Consider the following 23,774-nt stretch of genomic DNA (forward strand, 5'->3'; position numbering starts at 1 on the left):
GCGTTCAGGCGAACGCCTCGACCCGGTCGGCGACGTGCGCGGCGATCTCCAGCGCACTCGTGGCGGCGGGGGAGGGAGCGTTGAGCACGTGCACCTGGTCGCGGACCTGTTCGATGAGGAAGTCGTCGGCGAGTCTGCCGTCGGGGAGCAGGGCCTGGGCACGTACTCCGGAGCCGTGGCGCACGATGTCGTCCGGTGTCACGGCGGGAACGAGCCGGGCGAGGCTCGCCGCGAACAGCCGCTTCGACAGCGACCGGGTGACCTCGGCCAGCCCCACGGGGACGGCGTAGCGGCGGGCGAGCCGCCACGTGCCCGGAAAGGTCACCACCTCGGCGAGGTCGCCGAGTGAGACGTCCCGCCACCGGTAGCCCTCCCGCCGCAACGCGGGCACGGCGTTCGGTCCCGCGTGGACACTGCCATCGAGCATGCGTGTGAGGTGCACGCCGAGGAACGGCAGCGCCGGATCCGGTACCGGGTAGATCAGTCCGCGTACGAGGTGACGCCGCTCGGGCCGCAGCTCGTAGTACTCGCCGCGGAAGGGCACGATCCGCGCCGACGGTGTGAGCCCGGCCAGGCGGGCCACGCGGTCGGACTGCAGGCCCGCACAGTTGACGAGCACGTCCGCCCGCACCACGTGCTGTGGCGTGGCGACCTCGACGCCCCCGCGTGCTCCGGTGCGGATCCCGAGCGCGGGTGTGTTCAGCCGCAGGTCCGCACCGGCGTCGTGCAACAACGACACCAGCGCATGGCACACGGCGGGAAAGTCGATCACCGCGGTGGAGTGCACGCGCAACGCGCGCACACACGACACCTCGGGCTCGTACTCCCTGGCCTGCGCGGCGTCCAGCATCGTGGCGGGTACGCCGTTCGCCTCCGCCCGCTCGGCGAGCACGCCGAGCGCGGGCAGCTCCGCCTCGGATGTCGCGACCACGAGCTTGCCGCACACGTCGACGGGCACCCCGTGGTCGCGGGCGAAGGCGACGATCGACCGGTTGCCCGCCACCGAGAGCCGCGCCTTGAGCGAACCCGGCCGGTAGTACAGCCCGGCGTGCACGACGTTCGAGTTGTGCCCCGTCTGGTGAGCCGCCCAGTGGCTCTCCTTCTCCAGCACGGTGACGCGGTAGCCGCGCCCGGTGAGCTTCCAGGCGACGGCGAGGCCGATGATGCCGCCACCGATGACCGTCACGTGCCGCACGGTGCGGCAGCTTACGCCGCCGGGAGCGGCTCGGCCGAAGTCGAGCCGTTCCCGGGGACGGGTCAGGCGCGGTACTCGGGGAGCTCCGGCCAGACGAGGGCGGCGAGTTCCTCGGCACCCGCGCAGCGGTCCGGGTCGAAGGACACGGCGGAGAGGGTGACCACCTCCCGTTCGTGCGGGTTCTCCTCCGAGAACCGGATGTGCGGGGTCGTCACCTCGCAGCCGTACTCGAGCGGGGTCACCTTCGTCGGACGACCCGCGATCTTCGTGGAGAAGTCCGACAGGTCGGTGAGCGACACCTCGAAGTCCAGCTCGACCGCGGGCATGCTCGGCTTACCGAGGGCGCAGCCGTGGCCGTCGAGTTGTTCGTGGACGTTCACGCCATCCTCGAACAGGTCGGGCACTCCGGCCCGTTCGAACGGCTCGCACGGGTCCAACTCCGCGAGGGAGCCCGGCCGGAACGACTGCGGGAACGTCTCCTCCGAGAAGGCGGCCTCGGCGACCCCGTCTGTCGCGGCGTCGGCGATGCGGCAGAGCTCCTCCTGATCGATCTGTTCGGCGTCGCTGAGTGGTTGCGCGAGGACCCGCAGGCCGATCTCGTCGGCGAACATCAGAGCCCGCAGGCATCCCTCGCCCTCGACCTCGATGCTCTGCCTGCGCACCGAGCGGGACAGTTTTTCGTCCTCCGAGGGCCAGATGACCTTCGGGTTGTTGTCGTACAGGTTGCCGATCGTCATGGTCAGCGTGGTGGACGGGGTGGTGACTCCGACGTAGCAGTGCCGGAAGCTCGGCACGGTGAAGTCGACGTCGGCGCCGGCCTTCGCCAGAGCCTGGGCGTCGAGGAGTTCGCAGAAGTCGACCGCGGAGAGGTCGCCGAGAGCGGCCTCGGCCGTCAGCGGCTTTTCCTGGGCGGTGCCGGGCTGGTCCGCCGCGCCGGTTCGCTCGGGTTTCCCGGTTTCCGAGGCCGAGCACGACGTGGTCAGCGCCACCACGATCAGGACGGTGACAAGTCCGGATTGTTTCTTGAGCACGGTTGGGACATCGGCCCGGTGCGGGCGGCGTAACGCACCCGACCCCTTCGTGATGATCGCGAGAGCGGAACGTTACTGCTGTTGAACGGTGAGTGGCCGTGGGTCGGCGTGGCCGTGGATCTTGTCGACACCCTTGCCGACACACGTGGTCGGATCAGCCCCGAGTCGTCGTGGAGCGAGTAGCTTCGCCACGGAAGGGGTGCACATCGGTCGAGCGGGCGGGGTGTGGTGGTGACGGCGGTCACGATCGGTTCGTGGCTCGTGCTGGCCGTTTTCCTGATCGTGTGGTGGCCACGCATCAACACGAGGCGGCTCTGGCGACTCGTCGCGCTGGGGCTCGCTCTGCTGCTGTCGCTGTTCCACCAGCTCGCCTATGCCACCATCGCCGGTGACGCCTACGTCACCTTCCGTTACGCGCGCAACGTCGCCGAGGGCTACGGCGCCGTCTACAACCCCGGCGAGTACGTCGAGGGCTACGCGAACTTCCTGTGGATGATTGTCGTGGCTCTGCCGGGCGCGGTGTTCGACGACTCCGACGCCATCGTGGCGACCGCCGTGGCCCTCGGCATCGCCAGTGCCCTCGGGTGTGTGCTGCTGGCGTACCGGCTGACGAACCGGATCGTGCTGCTCGCCCGGCCCGGGGGGCCGGGGATGCCCGGTCTCGGAGTGGTGGCGGCAGCGCTCACCGCCGGGTCGAGCTCGCTTTCGGCCTACGGTGCGTCGGGTCTCGAAGCGCCGCTGTTCGTGCTGCTGACGCTCATGCTCTGTCTGGCGCTCGCGGCCGGTAGAGCGGTGGTGGCCGGGGTGGTGGCCGCGCTGGCGGTCATGACGAGACCGGAAGGGCTCGTCCTCGCCGTGGTCGGGCTGGCGTGGTTCGCCGTGGAGGCGGTCCGCCGCAGGCAGGCGGGTTCGACCGCCGTGGCGTATGTGGTCGGTGTCGTCGTGCTGCTGGTGCCGTGGACGGTGTGGCGACTCACCATCTACGAACACCTGCTGCCCAACGTCGTCGTGTCGCGATGGAAGGGCGGCTGGTCCGACCGGCTGGCGGGTGGCTGGGAGTACGTGGCCGAGTTCGCGCTGGCCTACCAGGCGTTCGTGGCGCTCGCCGTGACCGCGTTGGCGCTGCTGCTGACCCGCCGCGGGGTGCCGGAGAGCGTGGCGCGCGCTCGTTCGGTGGTGTGGTTGCTGGTGGCGCTCGCGGTCGGACACGTGGTGGGTGTCCTGGCCGCAGGCGGTGGCTGGATGCCGGCGTGGCGGCTGCTCGCCCCGGTGCCGGTACTGCTGGCGATCGTGGGCACGGCCGCGTACGGGCTCTTCGTCGTGACCAGCCCGGCGAGGGAAGCGCCCACGTCCGCCGAGCCGGAACCGCGATCCCCGCTCGCACGAAGGCGCACGGTTTCCGTGGTGACCATGGCACTGTGCGGGCTGTCGCTGGTCGTGACCATGGTGCATCCCCGCGCACTGCCCGCCATGCACGAGCTGCGCGCGTCCGCCGACCAGCTCGCCGAGGTCGGCAGGTGGCTCGACGAGTCGTTACCGGCAGGGACGGTGATCAGCACTCACAACACGGGGGCATTGGCGTACGAGGCGGGACCGTCGATCGTCGTCGTGGACGTCTTCGGCCGCACGGACGAGCACATCGCCCGTGAGGGCGAACCGTTGCGGGTGGCAGGTCACAGCGTCTACCTCACGCGTGACTTCGACTACGTGGTCAACACCCGTTCACCGGCCGTGGCGGTCGAGGAGTCCGGCTACACCACCGAGCAGGAATGCGGCATCAACCCCGCCTACGCGGGGCTCTACGAGGTGGCGAGCTTCCGCCGGGAGGGCACACCGTACTGGGTGTCGGTGTACGTGCGGCGCGTGTCGGCCAGCTACCTCCTCGAACTCCTGGACGCCCACCCCGACTTCACGTACGTGTCGTGCCTCTGACCGGCTCCGTCGCGGCCTTCAGAACCAGCGCTCCAGCACCTGCGCCACGCCGTGCTCGGCGTTGGACGCGGTGATCTCGTCCGCGGCTTCCAACACCGCCGGGTGAGCGTTGGCGACGGCGACCCCGTGGCCGGCCCAACCGAGCATCGGCAGGTCGTTGGGCATGTCACCGAAGGAGATCGTCTCCTCGGCCGACACGCCGAACCGCCCGGCGACCTCGGCGAGCCCGCTCGCCTTCGTGATCCCGGGAGAGGCGATCTCGATCAGTCCGCCACCGGAGGAGAACGTGACGTGCACGCTGTCGCCCAGCACGCTGTGCGCCGCGACGGCCATCTCGTCGGACGTCATCTTGCGGTGGCTGACCAGCAGTTTCACAGCCGGGTGGCCGAGCACCTCCGCGCGCGGGACCACGAACCCCTCTCCGTCACCCCAGGGATTGTGGTACTCCGACTCGATCACGAAGTTGTGCAGGTCGTTCTCCTGCGCTTTCGTGCCGATGCGCTCCGCCGCCAGCCTGCATCCGGGCAGCGCGTGGTCGAGTGCCTCGGCCAGATCGGTGAGCTGCACGGGTTCGAGCAGGCCGTGCACGTCGACGACGTGATCCGCGCCGATGTCGTACAGCACGGCGCCGTTCGCGCACACCGCGTAGCCGGTCAGGCCGGTGGCCTCGGCGACCGGGGGGATCCAGCGTGGCGGCCTGCCCGTCACGAGGATGACCGGAACGCCGTCGTCGACGGCGCGGGTCACCACGTCGGCGGTGCGAGGCGCCACCTGCTCCAGGGGGGTGAGCAGGGTGCCGTCCACGTCAGAGGCGATGAGCCGGGGTTTCTCCACGACACCAGTTTCCCAGATCATGCCCGTGCTGCGGGGTGTCGTGTTTCACCGATAGCGTCGACGGCGTGCGCGTAGGCATTGTGATCCTCCCGGAGGACAGGTGGTGGGCCGCCGAGCCGAAGTGGCGGGCCGCCGAGGAGTACGGCTTCGACCACGCGTGGACGTACGACCACCTGGGTTGGCGTTCGCTGGTGGACGGACCGTGGTTCACCGCGGTTCCCACGCTGGCCGCGGCGGCCATGGTCACGACCACCATCAGACTCGGGACTTTCGTGGCCTCACCGAACTTCCGCCACCCCGTGCCGTTCGCGCGGGAGGTCATCACCCTCGACGACCTCGCCGACGGGCGTCTCGTGCTCGGTCTCGGCGCGGGCGGGCAGGGGTACGACGCCTCGGTGCTCGGCGGGCCCGAGCTGTCCGCGGCGCAGCGGGCCGACCGGTACATCGAGTTCGTCGAGACGCTCGACGGGTTGCTGCGCACCGACGGTTTCGACCATTCGGGCACCTACTACAAGGCCGACGGTGCGCGGAACCTCCCCGGATGTGTGCAGAAACCGCGCTCGCCCCTGCTGTTGGCAGCGGACGGACCGAGGACGATCGCCTTCGCCGCTCGCGCCGGCGACGGCTGGATCACCACGGGCCGTCCCGAGGAGGGACAGACGCAGAAGGCGTGGTGGAGCCGGGTACGGGAGTTGTCGAGCAGGTTCGACGACTCCCTCGCCGAGGCGGGCCGCGAGCAGGTGGTGCGCTGCCTCAGCCTGGACGCCGCACCGGTGTTCTCGCTGACGAGCATCGATGCCTTCACGGAGGCTGTGGGCAGGGCGGAGGAGCTGGGCTTCACCGACGTGGTGGTGCACTGGCCGCGCAGCGGCACGCCCTACCAGGGCAAGGAGTCGGTGCTGGAGGAGATCGCCGCCGACCTCCTGCCTCGCGTGCAGGGTCGGGACCAGACCAACTGATTCGCTTGAACGGGTGAATCACTCAGCGTGAGGAACTCGCCGGGCTCCCGGATCGTCGGACTCGACGCAAGGGCAACAGACAGGCGCCCGGGGAAGAGGGGCAGTGAGGGGCGCACGGCCCTCGTGCGACGAGGCGGAAGCGGCGTGGAGCGGACCCACTTAACGGGGTTTTCATAACCACGGCCTCACCGCACGGGGGTCGATGCGCGTCGGTAGCCTTTCGCTCGTGAGCGCGGACACGAACACCACAGACATCACGAACGGCGCATACACCGGTTTCGATTTGGTTGTCGTCGGATCCGGTTTCTTCGGTCTCACCGTGGCCGAACGCGCCGCCAGCCAGCTCGACAAGCGCGTGCTGGTGCTGGAACGGCGTGAGCACATCGGCGGCAACGCCTACTCGGAGCCCGAACCCGAGACCGGCATCGAGGTGCACCGCTACGGCGCCCACCTGTTCCACACGTCGAACAAGCGGGTCTGGGACTACGTCAACCAGTTCACCGAGTTCACGGGCTACCAGCACCGCGTGTTCGCGAAGTACCAGGGGCAGGTCTACACGTTCCCGATGAACCTGCACCTGATCAACCAATTCTTCGGCAAGTCCCACTCGCCCGACGAGGCCCGCGACCTGATCGCCGAACAGGCCAGCGAGATCGACACCAAGGACGCCAAGAACCTGGAGGAGAAGGCCGTCTCCCTCATCGGGCGTCCGCTGTACGAGGCGTTCGTCAAGGGGTACACGGCCAAGCAGTGGCAGACCGACCCGAAGGAACTCTCGCCTTCGATCATCACGCGGCTGCCGGTTCGCTACAACTTCAACAACCGGTACTTCAACGACACCTACGAGGGCCTGCCCGTCGACGGCTACACCGCGTGGCTGGAGAGGATGGCCGACCACCCGAACATCGAGGTTCGCACGAACGTCGACTACTTCGAGGTGCGCGACGCGATCCCGGAGGGCACGCCGACGGTCTACACCGGGCCGCTCGACCGGTACTTCGGTTACTCGGAGGGCAAGCTCGGCTGGCGCACGCTGGACTTCGAGCAGGAGGTCGTGCCCACAGGTGACTACCAGGGCACGGCGGTCATGAACTACAACGACATCGACGTGCCGTACACCCGGATCCACGAGTTCCGGCACTTCCACCCCGAGCGCGAGTACCCGACCGACAAGACGGTGATCGTGCGGGAGTACTCGCGGTTCGCCGAGGACGACGACGAGCCGTACTACCCGATCAACACGCCCGAGAACAGGGACAAGCTGGAGCGTTACCGCGAGCTGGCGAAGAAGGAGGCGGCGGAACGAGGCGTCCTCTTCGGTGGCCGTCTCGGCACGTACAAGTACCTGGACATGCACATGGCCATCGGGTCGGCGCTGTCGATGTTCGACAACAAGATCGCGCCGCACCTGACCGACGGCGCTCCGCTCGACGGGTCGATCGATGCTTGAGAAGCGACCCGACGACAGGGCCGTGGGAGAGGAGATCCCACGGCCCTCGGGGGAGCTCGCCGTCCTGGCGGGCGTGCAACGGGCGATCGCCCGCCCCGCCGTCGTGAAGGCGGCGCGCGGGTTGTCGCACTTCGGCGAGCACAGTGCGGGCTGGTTCGCGCTGGGGCTCGTGGGCGCCGCCGTGGACTCGCGGCGGCGCAGGGAGTGGCTCACGGCGGCGGCGGGGGCCGTCGGCGCGCACGCGACCTCGATCGCGGTCAAGAGGGTCGTGCGCAGGCGGCGGCCGGAGCACCCGGCCGTCACCGTGGGTGTCGGTACCCCCAGCCGGTTGAGTTTCCCTTCGTCACACGCCACGTCGACCACGGCGGCCGCTGTGCTGTACTCGGGGTTGGTGGGGCGTAACCTCGTGCCCGCCCTCGTGCCGCCGATGCTCGTCTCTCGTCTCGTGCTCGGCGTGCACTATCCGACCGACGTACTCGCCGGCGCCGCCCTGGGTGGTGCCGTCGGCGGCATCCTGCGCCGCAGGCTGACCTCACGGAAGCGGACACGACGATGAGTGAGACGACCGAGCGTGCCGACGTCAAGGGCGGTGCCTCCACCCGGAGGGGACCGATCCCGACCCTGTTCGGCGTGGTCCGGACAGCCCGGCCACGGCAGTGGGTGAAGAACGTCCTCGTCTTCGCGGCGCCGTTCACCGCGGGACAGATCACCAACGTCGGCGTGCTCGTCGACGCCGCGGTGGCGTTCGTGGCGTTCTCGCTCGTTGCCAGCTCGGTCTATCTCGTCAACGACGCGGTGGACGTCGAGGCGGATCGCGCGCATCCCACCAAGCGCAACCGCCCGATCGCCGCGGGTGTGGTGCCGATCCCCCTCGCGTACGCCTCCGCGGCGTTGTTCTTCGGGGCGGGCATCGGCGTCAGTTTCCTCGCCGACTGGCGGTTGTTGATCGTGCTCGTCGTGTACGAGGCGGTCCAACTCGGTTACTGCTTCGGTCTGAAACACCAGCCGGTGATCGACCTGGTGATCGTCGGATCCGGTTTCCTGATGCGTCTGATCGCGGGTGGTGTCGCCACCGGCATCAGCCTGTCACAGTGGTTCCTGCTGGTCACCGCGTTCGGCTCGTTGTTCATGGTGGCGGGCAAGCGCTTCGCCGAGGTGATGCTCTACGAGCGCACCGGGGCGAAGATCCGGTCGTCGTTGAAGAAGTACTCGGGTAGCTACCTGCGCTTCGTGTGGGCGACGTCGGCGGCGATACTGATCATGACGTACTGCCTGTGGGCGTTCGAGCAGCAGCATCGGGTGCCGGGCACCGTGTGGAGCGTCATCTCCATCGTGCCGTTCGTGATCGCGGTGCTGCGCTACGCCGTCGACGTCGACGGCGGCAACGCGGGTGAGCCGGAGGAGATCGCGTTGCGTGACCGCGTGCTCCAGGTGCTCGGCGCGAGCTGGGTCGTCACGCTGGCCTGCTCGTACTACCTCTGAGCGTCACCTCGCCACGCCGTCCAACGGCGGTGCCACGTAGTCGAACCGGAACACACTGATCTCCTCTCGCAGCCTGTCCCCGCGCAGGTACGTGGGCACCGGCACGAGCTTCGCGACGTCCAGCAGCGGGGCGTAGGGCCCGCCCGCGTCCGTGGAGTAGGACATGCCGGTGAGCCAGCGGCTGTCCGGGCCCGCTGCGAACAGGTGGGTCACCGGCTGTGTGACGCCGTGGGCGACGGAGGCCGGCTGCCTGCACGGCAGGAAGAAGGCGTCCACCCAGTCGAGCGCGACGGGCCGGGAGGCGGGCACGTACTCGGTGACCGGCACGACGTGAGGCAGCCGGGGAGTGCCCACCGCGAGCCACCCGTCACCCCGGTCGACGGCCACGATCCGGATGCGCTCGGAGTCCCTGGGAGCGAGCCGTGCCTCGCGCCACGAGCCGTCGCCCAGCCGGAGGCGCACCTCGCGGTCGACGGTGCCGTCGCGGCCCGCGAACTGCACTGTCGCCGACACCTCGCCGCGCCCGGCGAGGGGCACGACGAGTGGTGGTGCGCCGCGGGCGGTCGCATGGGCGGGCAGTGGATACCACGGGCCGGTCCACGAGCCCGTGGCGGCGGCCCCGTCGCTGCCCCACACCGGCGCCGCGTCCGTGCCGTAGGGAGCGGGTGGCGGAGTGTGGTCGGGATAGCCCGCGTTGCGCCGGAAACCGTGTGCCGCCTCTCCGCCGGGCTCGGGCCGCAGCAGGCCCATCCGCACGTCGGGTTCCACGTCGAGCCAGTCCTCGATACCGCAGCCTCCGGAGAACGACGCCACCGTGGAGCGCGCGAGGCTGTAGGTGCCGGCACGGGAGTGCAGCGGGTAGGCCAGTGACACGAGTTCGAGCACCACGGTGCCCACCGCGAGGAGGGGCAGCAGCCAGGCAGCCGACGGCAGTCGGCGCGGCCTGCCGACGGCTGCGCCGAGCAGGCCCGCCGCGGCCAGCGACAGTCCGCCGAGGAGCACGAGGTCGGCGAGGTCGACGCCGCCCACGTCCGGCTGTTCCCGCGACCACGGCACCCCGAGGTCGGCGACGAACCACCAGCGCAACGGCGCGCTGAGTGCGTAGGCCGCCGTCGCGGCCACGGCGGTGACGAACAGCGACCACTCCGCGGGCCGCCGTAGCGCGCCCGAACGCACGGTGTGCACCACGGCGGCGAACAACACCGTGGCGATGCCGCCGATGGCGCCGAAGTGGTGCGTGTACTTGGTGGGGGTGAACGCCAGGGCGACGAAGAACAGCACCGCGACCAGCACCGCTCGTCGGGTGGGGCGGGTCGCGAGCCCGCGCGCGCGACGGGTGGCGAGCAGCAGCGAGAGCACGAGTATCGACAGCCACAGCAGCACCAGCGGCATCCGGCGGTTGAGGCCGCCCTGAACCGGATCGAGCACGTCCTCGTAGCGCCTCGGCTCGTCGAACACTCCGTAGGAGGGGCCGATCGCGGTGCGCACGTCCGTGGAGTGCAGCACCGCCGCCAGTGACTGGTCGGCGAACATCACCAGAAGCGGGACGGCCGCCGCACCCAGCACGACGGGCGCCAGCACCGCGCCGTGGAGCCGTAGCAGCCGCCCGAGGCCGCCCGCGGCGGCCAGGAACGGCGCGAGAGCCACCACACCGGTGGGGGTGACAGCGACGGTCAGTGCCGCCGCCACGACGGCCGCGGCCAGCGCGGCGGCGCTTCGCGTGGCGACGGCGCGCTCCACGAGGAGGAACACCACGACGGTGCCGAGCATCACCCACGGTTCGGGACGCAGGCCCACCCCGAACTGGACGTACCAGAGTGCGAACGCTCCCGCCGCGCCGTACCGCGCCAGCCCGCTCGGTCGGCGGACCAGCCGGGGAAGCAGGAGCCGGTCGACGAGCAGCCACAGCAAAAACCCGAGGAGGACGGAGGGCAGGCGAAGCCACCACACGGCGGCGTCGTCGACCTCGGTGACGATCCGGTACAGCTCGTAGAACCAGCTGAACGGCGCCTCCGGCGCGTTGAACCAGCGGAAGTAGTTGCCGACGAAGTCACCGTCGCCCGCGGCCTTCAGCATGGTGAGGATGTAGCCGTCGTCCACCGTGGGCGCACCGACCACGAGCCAGCCCGCCAGCGCTCCGGCCACGACGGCGTCGGGGCCACGGGGGCTCCACCAGCCACGTGGCAGCATCCGCACCCGGCGGGTCCGTGCGGTCCGTGCCGACCGGGCTCGAAGCACCAGTACGAACATCGCGGCCGCCGACGCCAGCGCCAAGACGGCCAGTGCGACACGTGCCGGGCCTGGAGTGCTCTCGAACCTCGTGTCCGGCACCACTGTCACCCGCAGACCGGTTTGGCCGGAAGCCTCGGTGAACATCCCCGTCACCACAGGCGTGTTCTCGGTGTGTGCCACCTGCTCGCCGTCGACCGACACGACGGTGCCGCGCGGGTCGGACGAGACGGACCACTCGCAGTCGCGGCCCGCCCTGGAGGTGATCAACCGCAGGTCTCCGACCCGGACCGTGACGGCACCGGCGGCGACGTCGACGGTGAGCCCACCGCCGACGTGGTTCGCAACAGGCACTTCACGTGGTGCCGTGGTAGACAGCAGCAGGCCCTCACCGAGCGTGTGCACGTCCGTGCAGCGGAACGTGGCGTCCATTCGGTGTGGTTCGTACGGAAGAAGCGGCAGAGTCCTGTTCCCCACCTGTGCGTCCGGCCACTCGTACACCGTCGTGCGCGTTTCCACGGGCGCGAGCACGAACAGCCCGGCTGTCACCGTGGACAGCACGCCGCATATCGTGATCAACCAAATACGGAAGGTCACCGTTGGAGCGTAAAGAACGGATAACCGATCCGACTCGGCGGGCCACCTCCCTGGTCGTGGCCGGGGCGGCGCTACTCGCAGCCGGGATCTTCGTCGTCGTCAAGGACAGCCTCATCGACGACGCCTACATCACGCTGTCCTACGCCAAGAACCTCGCCGTGCACGGCGAGTGGGGACTCGTGCCGGGCATGCAGGCGAACTCGGCCACCTCACCGCTGAACGTGCTGTTGCTCGGCGCGCTCACGCTGCTGACCCGGGTGTCGGGTGCGGCCCACCCGGTGCTCGCGCTCGGGGCGCTGACGGTGCTGGCGACGGCCGTGCTCGCGTGGGGTTGGACGCGCCTGGCGCGCGCGTACCGGCTGCCGTGGCCGGTGGCGCTGCTCGGGGTTCTCGTGGTGCTGGCCAACCCGTTCGTCCTGTCGGCCATCGGCCTCGAGGTGCTGCTCATCCCGATGGTGCTCGTGCTGCTCACCGTGTTCGCCGTCGAGGGGCGTCCGATGGCGTTCGGGGTGGCCGCGGCGCTCGCCGTGCTCACGCGACTCGACCTCGTGGTGTTCGTGCTCGTGGTGGCGTTGTGCGCGGGCCCGATCCGGCGGCGCATCGGCAGGGCCGTGTCCACGGCGGTCGCCGTGTCGGCGCCGTGGTACGTGTTCAGCTGGATCGTCCTCGGCTCGGCCGTGCCCGACACTCTCGTCATCAAGCAGGAACAGGAGGGGCTTTTCGGCAGGTGGACCTACGCGACGGGTCCGGTGATGTACTACCTCGGCCAGGAGTTCGCCGTGCTGATGGCGTTCGCACCCGCACTGGTGGGGCTCGTCGCCTGGTTCGGGCTCGTGGGTCTACGGCTGGCCCGGCGCTGGACGCGCTTTCCCGACCTCTCCGCACTCATCGGTCTCGGTGGGGGCGCCATCGCCTACTACCTGGTCTACACCGCGTTGGGAGTGGGGCCGTACCACTGGTACTACGTGGCCCCCACCACCGCGATGGGCATGTTCACGGTGGCGGCTCTCGGCGTGTGGCTGGTGAAGGCCAGGGAGGACGCCAGGCTGGTGGAGCGCACTCCGCTGGCCGCGCTCGGCGTCGTGGTGGCGTTCGTGGTGGGGGCGGTGGCCGTGGACGCGAGCCGGGGCGTGCCCTGGCGCTCACCCGTGATCTTCGGGAACTGGGCGAGCGCCTCCGACTACGCGCACGTCGGTCGGGAGCTCGGTGAGCGGGTCGGCGGGGACACCGTGCTGTCACCAGGCGAGATCGGCACGCTGGCCTACCACTGCGAGTGCAGGATCGTGGACGTGTTCTCCGATCGTGGTCGGGTGGCCGAACTCGTGGAGAAGCGTGTCGCCGAGGCCGGTCCGGTGTCCTCCGCGTTGCTGGAACTGAACTACCTGTTCTTCGACGACGGTGTCGAGCGCGCGCAGGTCGATCACCGGCTGCGCTACGAACGCGGTCCCGGCGGCGGCGAGAACACCTGGCAGGTGCACTCCGACGCACTCGGTGTCGGGCACTTCACCCTCGTGACCGAGGAGGGGCGGGGACCGGGGGCCCACACCGCCACGCGCTGACCCGGACTCAGCGGCGGGCGTGGGCCCGTTCCCGTGCCCGCCGCACCTTCATCACCGCGTGGACGTCCCGCGAGTACAACTCGGAGCCGTCGGTGAACCGGAACGCGATCACGGGGCGGGGTGGAACGCTGCGGCCGAGGAACGGCGCGTCGAGGGCTGCGAGGTGCCCGGCGTCCATCTCCTCGAACGTGGAGAACACGTGCGGGCCCGGAACCGGATCGCCGGCGAGGAGTTTCGTCGGGTACACCACCGCGATCCTGCGGTCGGTGACGACCACCCGTGCCTCGCCGTGGCTGACGGCCAGATGGTCGGCGAACCGCACCGCGACCTGCCCTTCGTGGTCGGCGTGGACCCAGTGTCCCAGCGTGGGGTCGTCGGTCCAGTCCTCCGGGGGCAGCCCCTCCACCGGCAGCGGCCACCGCGGTTTCTCCGCCCGGACCTCCGGTAGTCGCCGGCTCGGTACGTGCGGTGCGCGGCGGTGACCCCCCACGAGCGCACCGACGTGAGCGCGGATCGGCGGGCAGCCGAGGATCAGCCGCTCGCCCTTCGCGAGCCAGTACTGCGCGAGTTCGGTCTCGACGATCTCGTCGTTCTGCGCCGCCTGCCTCGGGTTCTCCTCCATCAGTGGCCTCCTCGGCTCAGCGCCAGCATCCACTCGAACACGCTCTCGTCGTCCACGCCCAGCAGCAGGTCGACGCCGGAGCCGTCCACGAAGGACACCCGAAAGCAGGGCCTGGTGCGCATCCGCAGTCTGCGTCGTGACACGGTGAGCTCGCCGATCCGGCCGCGGTCGACGGAGGCGGACACCGTCATCGGTGGGCAGGCGACGGGAACGTCCGCGACGTTCTCGCCGTACTTCTTCGTGCGGTCGGTGACGATGTTGACGATGTCCATACCCCACCCGAGCGTCTTACGGAGCAGTGATCCCTCCCTGGGCGGGCTGTGCTCCTGGACGACGTCGAGCACGAGCAGTCGCGCCGAGGTCAGCGCCCACGTTCGCCAACTGCTTCGGGCGGCGAGGGGGACGTCCTGCAGGGCCGTGCGAGCCAGGCAGTCGGGCTCGTCACCGAACACGACGACGTCCGGAGGCAGGTTGGGCGCACCGGGGTCGTCCTCGACTCCCGCCACGAGCCCCACCGCCACGTTCGCCGCCCCACGGCCGAGCGCTCCGAGTCCTCGGGAGACCGCGCCCGCCTGTGGGCGGCCCTCTTCGTCCAGCCGGGCCACGTCGTAGACGAAGCGGCTGCCGTGGGCGGCCCACAACACCGTCTCGCCCTCCGCGACCGCCTGGCGGGCCAGCGTGGCAGGCCCGGGAGCGTCGGAGAAACCCATCAGAGACTGAACCCTCGGTCGATGTCCTCCTGACGCTGCTGCTCGTCGGAGGTGGTGGTTTCGTGGTAACCGTGCTTGACACCCTGCTCGACAGCGGTGGTCGGCGCGTTCTCCATGGTGCCGTGAAGCGCCGCGGTGCCCACCCTGGTCGTGCCGTTCATGCCCATGGCGCGGAGCCCGAGCTCGCTGAGGTTCGCGGCGAGGGCGTCGGAGCCGGTGTTGCTCAACCCGCGGCTGCCCATGAAGTGGTTGCCGGTGACCGACCTGCCCGCGTCGTCGGCGTTCGCGACGATGCGGTACAGCGGGCTCTGAGCGCCGAGCTGGCGGTGCAGGAAGTCACCGCCCGGCATGCCCCGCAGGCGCTGCGACTGCTGCATGAGCCCACGCAGGGGACCGTTGCGGAGGGTGACCAGGATGTCCTCCAGCCTGCGCACCAGCGGCCCGAGCTTGCTGACGAGGTCCTTGACCTTCAGGCCTAGGCGCGTCCCGGTGATGCCGACCTGCGCGGTGGTGGCGGCACCGGCGGCGGCCACCGACGCACCCGCGGTGATCCACGAAGCCGCGAGTGCCGCGAGCCACTCGATGATGAGCCCGAGCACCAGCTCCGTGAGGATGTCGATCACGATCTCGACGAACATGTCGAACAGGTCGGCAGCCGTTTCGAGGATCTGCTTGAGGTCCCTGATGTTGTCGGCGAACGCGGCGGAGCCGTCGCCGAACTCGTTCAGCTGGGTTCGGAAGGCGTCCCCTGCCGGGCCCTGCCACGCCTCGGCGGTGGCCTCGGCACGTTTCTTCTCGTCCTCACCCGCCGTGTCGAGCCATTCGGCGACCTTCTCCCAGCCCATCGCCGTGCTGCGCATCTGGTCGGGGTCGCCGATGGCGGGTTCGAGGATGAACTCGACGAACGGGCTGATGACGATACCGATGAGGAAGCCCAGGCCGTTGTCGATGAACGCCTGCCCCGGGCTGGTGACGAGTTGGAGCTGTTCGAGCCGGGTGTGGACGGTGGCGATGGCGATGTCGGGCGGACTCGTGGCGGTGGACAGGCTGTGCCCCGTCTTGAGCCACGAACTGCCGTATCCGCCGTGCTGCTCCACGAAGCTCCGCTGCTTGTCGCCACCAGCCGAGTTGAGGTCCGCCAGCGAGCCCGGCCCGGTGCTGACCTGCGACAACGCGCTGTCGATCTGCTTCATGCCGTCGCCGACCGCCTCGTCGGACTGCTGGTACATCTTGGCGGCCTGGGTGGTCTTCTCCGCGATCTCCTCAAGGAAGCCCTTGGCGTCGTTCGCCAGCGCCTGGCACTCCTCCAGGCCGTTGAAGTAGGCGAAAGCCATGAACTCGCCGATCGGGCCGAAGCAGTCGTCGCTGACGCGCGCCTGTTCGAGCAGACTCGCCAGGCTCGCGAAGTTCTCGGCGGACGCCTGCGAGCCCTTGCTGTGTTCGAGCAGAGCTTCGGCATGTACTTCGTAGCCGGTCACGATGTCCTCTTCTTTTGTTCTCGGTGCGGGTCGATGAGGCTGCGGACGGGCTCAGCGCAGGATCGGGCCGTTGAAGTCCTCGTCGTCCGGTTCCTCCACGGGACGCCGAGTGCGTGGTGCGGACCTGAGGGGCTGCTGTCCCGGGTGCTGCGCGGGCTGCGGGGGAGGCGGCTGGGCTTGTTGTCGACCCGGCTGCTGTCCCGGCTGTGTCCCCAGCGGCTGTCCCGGTTGCTGTCCCGGCGGTGGCAACGACGACGCGGGCGGCGGCGCGCTGGGGCCGAGGGGTGTCACGCTCTGTGCCTGGAACGCTTCCCTGAAGCGTTGCATCTTGTCGCCGAGGACCGGTTCCACCGTCGCCTGCATCGTGGCGGCGGCCTGCTGGGTGGCCTGCCGGATGGTGGCCAGGATCTCCTGCTGAAGCTGGGTGTGGCTGCGGCGCATGGCCAGGGGCGAGAGCTGGAGCCCCAGCACCGCGCCCGACGGCGCCACGGTGACCGTCACCGACCCGTCGGCGTTGCGGGCGTGCCCCCGTAACTCGGAGAGCTTCTCCTTGAGCTCGGACGCCTTCTTGGCCTGCTCCTGGAAGGAGCGCAGAGCCTGTTCCAGCCGTTCCTCGCTACCCACGGCACTCCTCTGGCGTTTTCCGGGTGTTTCTGGTCTGTTCGGACGCGCGTGGAAGACGAACGGTTCCGGACGCACCTGATGATCTCGCCCCAGGTGCCTCCGGGGCTGTGCCGATGGGTAGCTTACGAAAGAGAGCCCGACGAGACAGGCGGTCATGACTGCGGAGACGGACAGAGAGACCACCGAGCACGAAGCGGGCGGTGACGCCGAGGCGGGCGAGGTGAAGGCCTCCTCGCCCATCGGCTCCGCCTCGCCGTCGAAGCCCTGGTCGAGCTCCGGGCCGCTCCCGGGGCGCGACGACCGGGGCGCGTGGCTCGTCGGGGTACTCGCCCTGCTCCTGGGTTGCGCTTTCGTCGCCGTGGACCTGGCCTTCAACCAGGGCAAACTCATCGCGCCGATCGACGACGCGTACATCCACCTCCAGTACGCCAGCCAGCTGGGATCGGGCCATCCGTTCGAGTACAACACCGGTGATCCCGTCTCGACGGGCGCGAGCAGCCTTCTGTACGCCTTCGTGCTCGCCGCAGCCCATGCCGTCGGGTTCACGGGCACCGCACTGTTGGCGTTCGCCGTGGCGTTCGGGGTCGGGTGCTTCGCCCTCACCACCGTGCTCGTGTGCAAGCTGGGCGCGGCTCTCACCGGCCGGGTGGTGGGTGTCTGGGCCGGTGTGCTCACGGCCGTGAGCGGCCCGCTGTTGTGGGGCGCGGCCAGTGGCATGGAGGTCGGGCTGACGGCGGCGCTGGTCACCGGCTCGGTGCTGGCTTTCGCCCGCGAGCGGGACACGGCGCGGTTCCGGTGGACGCCCGTGCTCGCCGCGTTGCTGGCTCTCGTGCGGCCCGAGGGGCTGTTCTTCGCGCTCATGCTGTGCGCGGCGATGGCGTGGACCTCGTGGCGTGCCCACGGCATGCGGCTCGGCCGTCTCGCGGTGTGCTGCTCGCCCCTGCTGGTGGCCGTGGCGCAGTACGCGTTCTACCGCCTCGCCACGGGCACGTTCAGCGCCAACGGCGTGCAGTCGAAGTCCCACCTCTACGACCGGCCGATCTTCTACTTCGGTGAGTTCGTCGACCGCACGTTCGCCAACGTCCGCGTGGTGGTCGACCACTTCAACGGCCTCAACAACACCGACTTCGCGTTCCCGTTCGCCCTGGTGTTCTTCCTCGTCGGCCTCGGTTACCTGCTGGTGACACGCCCCGAGTGGCGGGCACTGGGGGTGGCCGTGATCGCGGGTTTCGCGGCCGTCGTGCTGTCCGCGTCGACGCTGAGCACCGCGCTCATCCACGAGCTGCGGTACTTCCAGCCGTTCCTGCCGCTGTTTCTGGTGTTCGCAACGATCGGCGGTTACGCGCTCACCCGCCTCGTCCCACGAGAACGCGAGCGCAGGTTCACGTTGTACGCCGTGCTGCTCGTGATGGTGCTGTTCACGGTGGTGGCCACCCCGACGTGGGCGGTGCGCCTCGGGCGGCAGGCGGCCACCATCCGCGACACGGACGTGTCGGTGGGCGCGTGGATCAGCGGGAACCTGCCCGCCGACGCCGTCGTGGGCGTCAAGGACGTCGGAGCCATCGCCTACTTCGGCGAGCGTCGCGTGGTCGACACCATCGGCCTCGCCACCAACGGTTTCGCCGACGCCAGCAACAACGGCGCCGGCAGCCTCTACGAGAAGCTGCGGGAGCTGCCGCGCGGGCAGCGGCCCACGCACTTCGCCGTGTACGAGCCGTGGCCGGGTGCGCCGATGCGGCCGTTCGTCGACGCGGGGGTGTTCGCCTCGCCCGCGCTGATCACCTTCCCGGTGCGCACCCCACCGGACCTGAACAACCGGCGCATCGTGCCGTTCACCGACATGAGCGTGTACCGCGCGGACTGGACGCTCGCGGGCAGCGGCGACCGGGCCCCGGTGAACGGCCGGGTCAGGGACTACCTCAACGTCGGTTCCCTGGAAAGCGAACAGCGGCACGGCTACGAGGTGCGCCCGCAGCAACCCGGCTGGCAGCCGTACACGGTGCTGCGCAGGCAGGGCGACGTCGTCGACAGCGGACGCACGGTCGTCGGCGGGGAAAGCTTCACGGCACGCGGGCTGACGCCCGGAAAGCCGCTGCGGATCGCCACGCGCGTGCTGTCGTCCGCGGAGAACCGGGAGGTGCGGGTGCGGATCGACGGCCGCGACGCCGGTGTGTGGCGGCTGCCCGAGTCCCCGGGAGCGTGGACGACCGCCGAGTTCACCGTGGCGGGCGAGCTCGTCACCTCATCGGAGGTCACCGTCGAGCTGGGGCCCACCCGCCCGCTGCTGTCGCCGTACCCGGAGTACACGTCCTTCGGGTACTGGTTCGTGCAGTGACCGCCGACCTAGATCGGCAGCTTGCGGAAGATCGGTCGCGGAACGTGGCGCAGCACCGACATGACCAGGCGGAACGCACCCGGCGCCCATACCAGGTCCCTGCCCTCGCGGGCGGCGTTCACGGCGATCTCGGCGACCTGCGGGGCGGTCTGCTCCAGCGGAGCCTTGCCCATTCCCTCGGTCATCTTCGTGCGGACCTGGCCCGGCCGGACCACCGTCACCGTCACACCGTGGGGCCGCAGGGCCTCGCCGAGTCCGAGGTAGAAACCGTCGAAACCGGCCTTCGTGGAGCCGTAGACGAAGTTCGACCGGCGCACGCGCTCACCGGCCACCGACGACAGCGCGATCACCTTGCCGTGCCCCTGCTCCCGCAGCTTCCGCGCCAGCGGCACGCCGACCGACACGGCGGCGGTGTAGTTCACCGTGGCCAGCCGAACCGCCGTGGCGTGGTCCTGCCAGGCCTGCTCCGCGTCGCCGAGCAGCCCGAACGCCACCACGGTGACGTCGATGTCACCGTCGGCGAACGCCTGGTCGAGCACGGCGGGGTGGGAGTCGGTGTCGAGGGCATCGAAGTCGATGCTCGCCACGTCGGCCCCGGCGGCCTTCAACCGCTCGGCCGCCTCGTCGCGGCGCTGTGACGGCCGCGCCGCCAGCACCACCCGCAACGGCCGGGCCGACAGATACTTCTCCGCGATCGCGAGCGCGATGTCCGAGGTGCCGCCGAGCAGCAGCAACGACTGGGGGTTGCCCACGGCGTCGATCACAGTTCGAGCCTCCTGGCCATGTCGGAGATGAAGATGCGGTCGGGATCCACGGCGTCGCGGACCTTGCGCCACTCGTTCAGCCGCGGATACATGCGATGGAACGTCTCCGGCGAGGTCCGTGAGTCCTTGGCCGTGTAGAGGCGGCCGCCCGCGGCCAGCACCTCGGCGTCGAGCTCGTCGCAGAACTCGGCGAGCCCCTGCTTCACCGGGAAGTCCACACTGAGCATCCACCCCGGCGACGGCCACGACAACGGCGCGGGGTTCGCCTCACCCATCCGCTTGACGACGTTGAGGAACGAGTAGTGGCCCGAGTTCGCGATGCGGCGGCACAGCGACTTCAGTGCGTCCTCCCGCCCGAACGGCACCGAGAACTGGTACTGGAGGAAGCCACGGGAACCGTAGGCGCGGTTCCACTCGCCCAGCATGTCGAGCGGGTGGTAGAACTGCGTCAGGTTCTGGATCTTCCCGCGCGCCCCCTTCTTGGGCACGGTCCGCTGCCACAGCGCGTTGATGGTGCCGAACGTCAGCTTGTTGCCCAGACCGTTCGGGAAGACGTCGGGCAGCGTCATCAACTGCGGCGCGTCGAACTTGAGCGGATCGGCCTTCAGCTTGTCGGGAAGCTGGTCGACGGTGGCCAGCGAGCCGCGCGAGAACGTGGCGCGGCCGAGCTTGCCGTCCCGCGAGATCAGGTCCGGAACGGCCATCGAGTAGTCGTAGCGCAGGTCGGAGCCGTTGGTGAACAGCTCCAGGGTCTCGTCGAGGCTCGCCGTGCGGTCGGCGTCCACCACGAAGTACGCCGTCTCGGTCCGCTTCATCCGGATGGTGGCGCGGACCACGATGCCGGTGAGCCCGATACCGCCGACGGTGGCCCAGAACAGGTTCTTCTCCGGGCCCTCCGGGGTCAGGGTGCGCACCGAACCGTCGGCCGTGAGCAGGTCCATCGAGACGACGTGGTTGCCGAAGCTGCCCGCGCTGTGGTGGTTCTTGCCGTGGATGTCGTTGGCGATGGCACCGCCGATGGTGACCTGGCGCGTGCCCGGGAGCACCGGCACCCACAGCCCGTACGGCAACGCGGCGCGCATCAGCGCGTCGAGGCTCACGCCCGCGTCGACGTCCACCTCGGCGCTGTCGGGGTCGATCGAGTGGATGCGGTCGAGCGCCGTCATGTCGATCACTAGACCGCCGGCGTTCTGCGCCGGGTCACCGTAGGACCGACCCAGTCCTCTGGCGATCACGCCGCGCCCACCGGCCTCGGTGACAGCGCGGGCGATGACGTCCACATCGGGCGTGCTCAGGACGTCGGCCGTGGTCGGCGCCGTGCGGCCCCATCCGGTCAGTGTCCGCCGTTCGGTGCTCACCCGAACCAGAGTAGCGGCGGCAGGCTGCCTAGACTCGGACGGGACGACCAACTGCCGACGAGGTAATGCATGGTGGCAACGGATTCGCAGGCGAGCGGGACCGAGAGCGCGGCGCGCACGACGTCGCCCGGCCTGCTGGCCCAGATCTCGCGGTTCGTCCTCATCGGCGGCTTCTGCGCACTCGTGGACTCCGGTCTGTACTGGCTGCTGCTCCAGGCGGGCGCGTGGGTCCACCTCGCCAAGGCCCTGAGTTTCATCGCGGGCACCACTACGGCGTATTTCCTTAACAGGCGTTTTACCTTTACTGCGGCACAAAAGGGCGGAGCCGGGCAGCTGGGTGGTTTTGTGCTGCTCTACACGGTGACGTTCTTCGTCAATGTGGGTACGAATGCACTGGCCCTGCACCTGCTCCCGGACCTGCGGTGGCGGCTGGCGATCGCCTGGATCGTCGCGCAGGGCACAGCCACCACCATCAATTTCATCATGCTGAAGTGGGTTGTGTTCAGGGAACCGCGCCCCTGACGGGCAGGCGGAGGGATCAACCGATCGGCCTGTACCTTACTGGACGGACTCCCCGCGTGATTGCAATTCATTTGGAGGACTGAGGTCTCATGCCCGGTAAAGCGGCACCGGCCACCGCACCAGAGCAGGCCAAAAACGGCAAAGCAGCCGCGAGCAAGGCCACGAGCACAGAGAAGGCCCTGTTCTCCGAACATGCCGGCACCGGTAGGTTGCTCGCGCAGCGCGGCCTGTTCTCCGGCCCGTCCGAGGTGGTGAGCAAGGACCTCTACTCGGAGGTCGTCGAGGGCGTGGCCACGCGTGAGCGGGAGAGTGTCTCGCTGGAGCCGTCGGCCCGGGTCTGCGGTAACACGTACTTCGGTCGTTTCCCGGCCAGCTACTGGCAGCGCTGGACCACCGCGAAGTCCGTCTCCGTCGAGGCCGACGTCACCGGCTCCGGCCAGCTCGCGGTCCGCGCCTCCGACATGGAGGGCGAGCCGAGGACCGTCGCCGTACGCAACGTGACCGACGTGAAGGACGAGCACGTGGTGCTCGCCGCCCCGCTGGACAAGTTCCTCGACGGCGGCGCGCTGTGGCTGGACCTGGAGACCGAGGGCGGACAGCTGACGGTCTCGAACGTGCGCTGGACCGTCGACTCGCCGGAGAGGATCCGGCCCACCGCGGTCACCATCTGCACGATGAACCGCGCGGACGACTGCCTGAGCAACCTGTACGCCCTCGCCGACTCGCTGCCCGCCCTCGACACGCTCGACGCCATCTACGTCGCCGACCAGGGCACCGACACCGTCGACTCGCGCGAGGGCTTCGCCGAGGTCGCGCGGCGGCTCGGCGACAAGCTGCACTACATCAAGCAGCCGAACCTCGGCGGCGCGGGCGGCTTCACCCGTGGTCTGTACGAGGTGGCGGGCAACACCGAGACCGAGCACGCGAACGTGTTGTTCATGGACGACGACGTGCTCCTGGAACCGGACCTGATCATCCGGTTGACGGCGTTCTCCAACCGGGCCGCGAGCCCGATGATCGTCGGTGGGCAGATGCTCAACCTGCTGCACCCCAACCAGCTTCACGTCGGCGCGGAGTACGCCCGCCTCAACACGCTGGAGCCGGGCCAGCCCGTCCCGCACAGCCTCTCCACGGCCGACCTGCTCGACGTCGACCCCGAGACGGGCAGGCCGAACCGCCAGGAGCGCAGGCTCGACGCCGGCTACAACGGCTGGTGGTCGTGCCTGATCCCCTACGAGGTGGTCAAGGCGATCGGCTACCCGATGCCGTTCTTCTTCCAGTGGGACGACGCCGAGTACAGCTACCGGGCCCGGGCTCACGGCTTCCCGACCGTCACGCTGCCCGGCGCGGGTGTGTGGCACGCCGACTTCCACTGGAAGGACTGGGACGAGTGGCACCGCTACTTCAACCTGCGTAACTCGATCATCACCGCCGCGCTGCACAGCCCGTTCGACCTGAACCTGCTCTCGCGGGTGCTGCTGGCACAGCTCGTGCGCTACCTGCTGGGCATGCAGTACGGCCTGTCGGCGACGTTGATCACCGCGGTGGAGGACTTCCTCAAGGGACCGGAGGTCCTGCACGACGGCGGCGTCGCCGCGATGAAGCGCATCCGGGAGATCCGCGCGCAGTACCCGGAGACCAAGCGTTACGCGCCGACCGAGGTGCCGGGCATCGCGTCCAACGACATCGGCATCATCAACACCGCGCCGAGGCCGAGCATGCAGCGCCTCGTGCTGCTCAAGCGGATCATCTACCGGCTGCTGGGCAAGCACCGCTTCGAGCTCGGCGCCATCCCGAGCGACGAGGCCCACTGGTGGCACGTGTCGCAGTTCGAGACGGCGATCGTCACCGACGCCTCCCAGGAGGGCGTGCGGGTGCGCCGCTACGACCGGCAGCGCATGTTCGAACTCGCCAAGCGGGGCGTGCAGGTGATCAGCAGGCTGCGCAAGGAAGGCAAGCTCGTGCAGGAGGAGTACAAGCGCGCCATGCCGCAGCTCACCAGCCGCGAGAACTGGAAGCGCCTCTACCAGCTCTGACTCGTTCGGTCGGCGGGGCCGTGGGCGATGTGCTCGCGGCCCCGCCGCCGTGTCCGG

Annotated in this window: 19 protein-coding genes; 9 read left to right on the forward strand and 10 right to left on the reverse strand. The window is 69.6% G+C overall.

The window, feature by feature from the left end; translation table 11 throughout:
- Positions 1–4: 4 nt before the first annotated feature.
- On the reverse strand, positions 5–1,195 hold the full coding sequence (lhgO, locus tag SACCYDRAFT_RS00800; RefSeq protein ID WP_005452693.1) for an L-2-hydroxyglutarate oxidase: 1,191 nt from the start codon (positions 1,193–1,195) through the stop codon (positions 5–7).
- A 62-nt stretch (positions 1,196–1,257) separates the two neighbouring features.
- Complete coding sequence (locus tag SACCYDRAFT_RS00805) at positions 1,258–2,187, reverse strand: hypothetical protein (RefSeq protein WP_232283750.1); 930 nt, start codon at positions 2,185–2,187, stop codon at positions 1,258–1,260.
- Positions 2,188–2,451: 264 nt separating this feature from the next.
- Between SACCYDRAFT_RS00805 and SACCYDRAFT_RS00810 the strand changes: the two genes are divergently transcribed.
- Positions 2,452–4,158: a hypothetical protein gene (locus SACCYDRAFT_RS00810; RefSeq protein WP_005452697.1), complete on the forward strand. Its 1,707-nt coding sequence runs from the start codon at positions 2,452–2,454 to the stop codon at positions 4,156–4,158.
- A gap of 18 nt (positions 4,159–4,176) precedes the next feature.
- Here the strand turns inward: SACCYDRAFT_RS00810 and SACCYDRAFT_RS00815 are convergent, their stop codons facing one another.
- Positions 4,177–4,992, reverse strand: a complete 816-nt coding sequence (locus tag SACCYDRAFT_RS00815; RefSeq protein ID WP_043536965.1) for a Cof-type HAD-IIB family hydrolase — start codon at positions 4,990–4,992, stop codon at positions 4,177–4,179.
- Between the two features lie 35 nt (positions 4,993–5,027).
- Between SACCYDRAFT_RS00815 and SACCYDRAFT_RS00820 the strand changes: the two genes are divergently transcribed.
- The 4 genes from SACCYDRAFT_RS00820 to SACCYDRAFT_RS00835 all read left to right on the forward strand — a co-directional run bounded on the left by SACCYDRAFT_RS00820 (position 5,028) and on the right by SACCYDRAFT_RS00835 (position 8,883).
- On the forward strand, positions 5,028–5,951 hold the full coding sequence (locus SACCYDRAFT_RS00820; RefSeq protein ID WP_005452700.1) for an LLM class flavin-dependent oxidoreductase: 924 nt from the start codon (positions 5,028–5,030) through the stop codon (positions 5,949–5,951).
- Between the two features lie 202 nt (positions 5,952–6,153).
- A complete protein-coding gene (gene glf / locus SACCYDRAFT_RS00825) occupies positions 6,154–7,401 on the forward strand; it encodes a UDP-galactopyranose mutase (RefSeq protein WP_005452702.1) in 1,248 nt (415 codons plus the stop codon).
- Positions 7,394–7,957: a phosphatase PAP2 family protein gene (locus tag SACCYDRAFT_RS00830; protein WP_005452703.1), complete on the forward strand. Its 564-nt coding sequence runs from the start codon at positions 7,394–7,396 to the stop codon at positions 7,955–7,957. Before glf ends, SACCYDRAFT_RS00830 begins: the two co-directional genes overlap by 8 nt.
- Positions 7,954–8,883, forward strand: coding sequence for a decaprenyl-phosphate phosphoribosyltransferase (locus tag SACCYDRAFT_RS00835; protein ID WP_005452706.1), 930 nt, complete (start codon positions 7,954–7,956; stop codon positions 8,881–8,883). The genes SACCYDRAFT_RS00830 and SACCYDRAFT_RS00835 overlap by 4 nt, the downstream gene beginning before the upstream one ends.
- A 3-nt stretch (positions 8,884–8,886) precedes the next feature.
- Here the strand turns inward: SACCYDRAFT_RS00835 and SACCYDRAFT_RS00840 are convergent, their stop codons facing one another.
- Positions 8,887–11,709, reverse strand: a complete 2,823-nt coding sequence (locus SACCYDRAFT_RS00840; RefSeq protein WP_005452708.1) for an arabinosyltransferase domain-containing protein — start codon at positions 11,707–11,709, stop codon at positions 8,887–8,889.
- A gap of 2 nt (positions 11,710–11,711) precedes the next feature.
- On the opposite strand from SACCYDRAFT_RS00840, the gene SACCYDRAFT_RS00845 reads away from it, so the two are divergent.
- Positions 11,712–13,268: a hypothetical protein gene (locus SACCYDRAFT_RS00845; protein WP_005452710.1), complete on the forward strand. Its 1,557-nt coding sequence runs from the start codon at positions 11,712–11,714 to the stop codon at positions 13,266–13,268.
- Positions 13,269–13,275: 7 nt separating this feature from the next.
- Here the strand turns inward: SACCYDRAFT_RS00845 and SACCYDRAFT_RS00850 are convergent, their stop codons facing one another.
- From SACCYDRAFT_RS00850 to SACCYDRAFT_RS00865, 4 genes are read right to left on the reverse strand one after another with little or no spacing between them, the layout of a single operon-like run.
- Positions 13,276–13,890: a hypothetical protein gene (locus SACCYDRAFT_RS00850; protein WP_005452712.1), complete on the reverse strand. Its 615-nt coding sequence runs from the start codon at positions 13,888–13,890 to the stop codon at positions 13,276–13,278.
- On the reverse strand, positions 13,890–14,600 hold the full coding sequence (locus tag SACCYDRAFT_RS00855; RefSeq protein ID WP_005452714.1) for a hypothetical protein: 711 nt from the start codon (positions 14,598–14,600) through the stop codon (positions 13,890–13,892). Before SACCYDRAFT_RS00855 ends, SACCYDRAFT_RS00850 begins: the two co-directional genes overlap by 1 nt.
- Positions 14,600–16,078 carry a WXG100 family type VII secretion target gene (locus SACCYDRAFT_RS00860; RefSeq protein ID WP_005452716.1) on the reverse strand — a complete coding sequence of 493 codons (1,479 nt, stop codon included), beginning with the start codon at positions 16,076–16,078 and terminating at the stop codon, positions 14,600–14,602. The genes SACCYDRAFT_RS00855 and SACCYDRAFT_RS00860 overlap by 1 nt, the downstream gene beginning before the upstream one ends.
- A 51-nt stretch (positions 16,079–16,129) precedes the next feature.
- Complete coding sequence (locus SACCYDRAFT_RS00865) at positions 16,130–16,702, reverse strand: YbaB/EbfC family nucleoid-associated protein (RefSeq protein ID WP_005452717.1); 573 nt, start codon at positions 16,700–16,702, stop codon at positions 16,130–16,132.
- A gap of 154 nt (positions 16,703–16,856) precedes the next feature.
- Here SACCYDRAFT_RS00865 and SACCYDRAFT_RS00870 point away from each other — a divergent pair, with 154 nt between their 5' ends.
- Positions 16,857–19,037 (forward strand): hypothetical protein, encoded by a 2,181-nt coding sequence (locus tag SACCYDRAFT_RS00870; protein ID WP_005452719.1) that lies wholly within the window; start codon positions 16,857–16,859, stop codon positions 19,035–19,037.
- A gap of 8 nt (positions 19,038–19,045) precedes the next feature.
- Here the strand turns inward: SACCYDRAFT_RS00870 and SACCYDRAFT_RS00875 are convergent, their stop codons facing one another.
- Both SACCYDRAFT_RS00875 and SACCYDRAFT_RS00880 read right to left on the reverse strand, forming a co-directional pair.
- The gene (locus SACCYDRAFT_RS00875) at positions 19,046–19,801 is read right to left on the reverse strand and encodes a decaprenylphospho-beta-D-erythro-pentofuranosid-2-ulose 2-reductase (protein WP_005452721.1); all 756 of its coding nucleotides are present in this window, start codon (positions 19,799–19,801) and stop codon (positions 19,046–19,048) included.
- Positions 19,798–21,159 carry an FAD-binding oxidoreductase gene (locus SACCYDRAFT_RS00880; protein WP_005452722.1) on the reverse strand — a complete coding sequence of 454 codons (1,362 nt, stop codon included), beginning with the start codon at positions 21,157–21,159 and terminating at the stop codon, positions 19,798–19,800. The genes SACCYDRAFT_RS00875 and SACCYDRAFT_RS00880 overlap by 4 nt, the downstream gene beginning before the upstream one ends.
- A 69-nt stretch (positions 21,160–21,228) precedes the next feature.
- Here SACCYDRAFT_RS00880 and SACCYDRAFT_RS00885 point away from each other — a divergent pair, with 69 nt between their 5' ends.
- Complete coding sequence (locus SACCYDRAFT_RS00885; protein WP_005452724.1) at positions 21,229–21,681, forward strand: GtrA family protein; 453 nt, start codon at positions 21,229–21,231, stop codon at positions 21,679–21,681.
- Between the two features lie 89 nt (positions 21,682–21,770).
- The gene (locus SACCYDRAFT_RS00890) at positions 21,771–23,717 is read left to right on the forward strand and encodes a glycosyltransferase (RefSeq protein WP_005452726.1); all 1,947 of its coding nucleotides are present in this window, start codon (positions 21,771–21,773) and stop codon (positions 23,715–23,717) included.
- Positions 23,718–23,774 lie beyond the last annotated feature (57 nt).

Source organism: Saccharomonospora cyanea NA-134 (assembly GCF_000244975.1).
Lineage (GTDB): Bacteria > Actinomycetota > Actinomycetes > Mycobacteriales > Pseudonocardiaceae > Saccharomonospora > Saccharomonospora cyanea.

Excerpts from the sequence above, each read along its gene's own strand:
- SACCYDRAFT_RS00850 (WP_005452712.1), bottom strand. The coding sequence starts at position 13,890 with ATGGAGGAGAACCCGAGGCAGGCGGCGCAGAACGACGAGATCGTCGAG.
- SACCYDRAFT_RS00890 (WP_005452726.1), top strand. The coding sequence starts at position 21,771 with ATGCCCGGTAAAGCGGCACCGGCCACCGCACCAGAGCAGGCCAAAAAC.
- SACCYDRAFT_RS00830 (WP_005452703.1), top strand. The coding sequence starts at position 7,394 with ATGCTTGAGAAGCGACCCGACGACAGGGCCGTGGGAGAGGAGATCCCA.
- SACCYDRAFT_RS00855 (WP_005452714.1), bottom strand. The coding sequence starts at position 14,600 with ATGGGTTTCTCCGACGCTCCCGGGCCTGCCACGCTGGCCCGCCAGGCG.
- SACCYDRAFT_RS00835 (WP_005452706.1), top strand. The coding sequence starts at position 7,954 with ATGAGTGAGACGACCGAGCGTGCCGACGTCAAGGGCGGTGCCTCCACC.
- SACCYDRAFT_RS00870 (WP_005452719.1), top strand. The coding sequence starts at position 16,857 with ATGACTGCGGAGACGGACAGAGAGACCACCGAGCACGAAGCGGGCGGT.
- glf (WP_005452702.1), top strand. The coding sequence starts at position 6,154 with ATGCGCGTCGGTAGCCTTTCGCTCGTGAGCGCGGACACGAACACCACA.
- SACCYDRAFT_RS00885 (WP_005452724.1), top strand. The coding sequence starts at position 21,229 with ATGGTGGCAACGGATTCGCAGGCGAGCGGGACCGAGAGCGCGGCGCGC.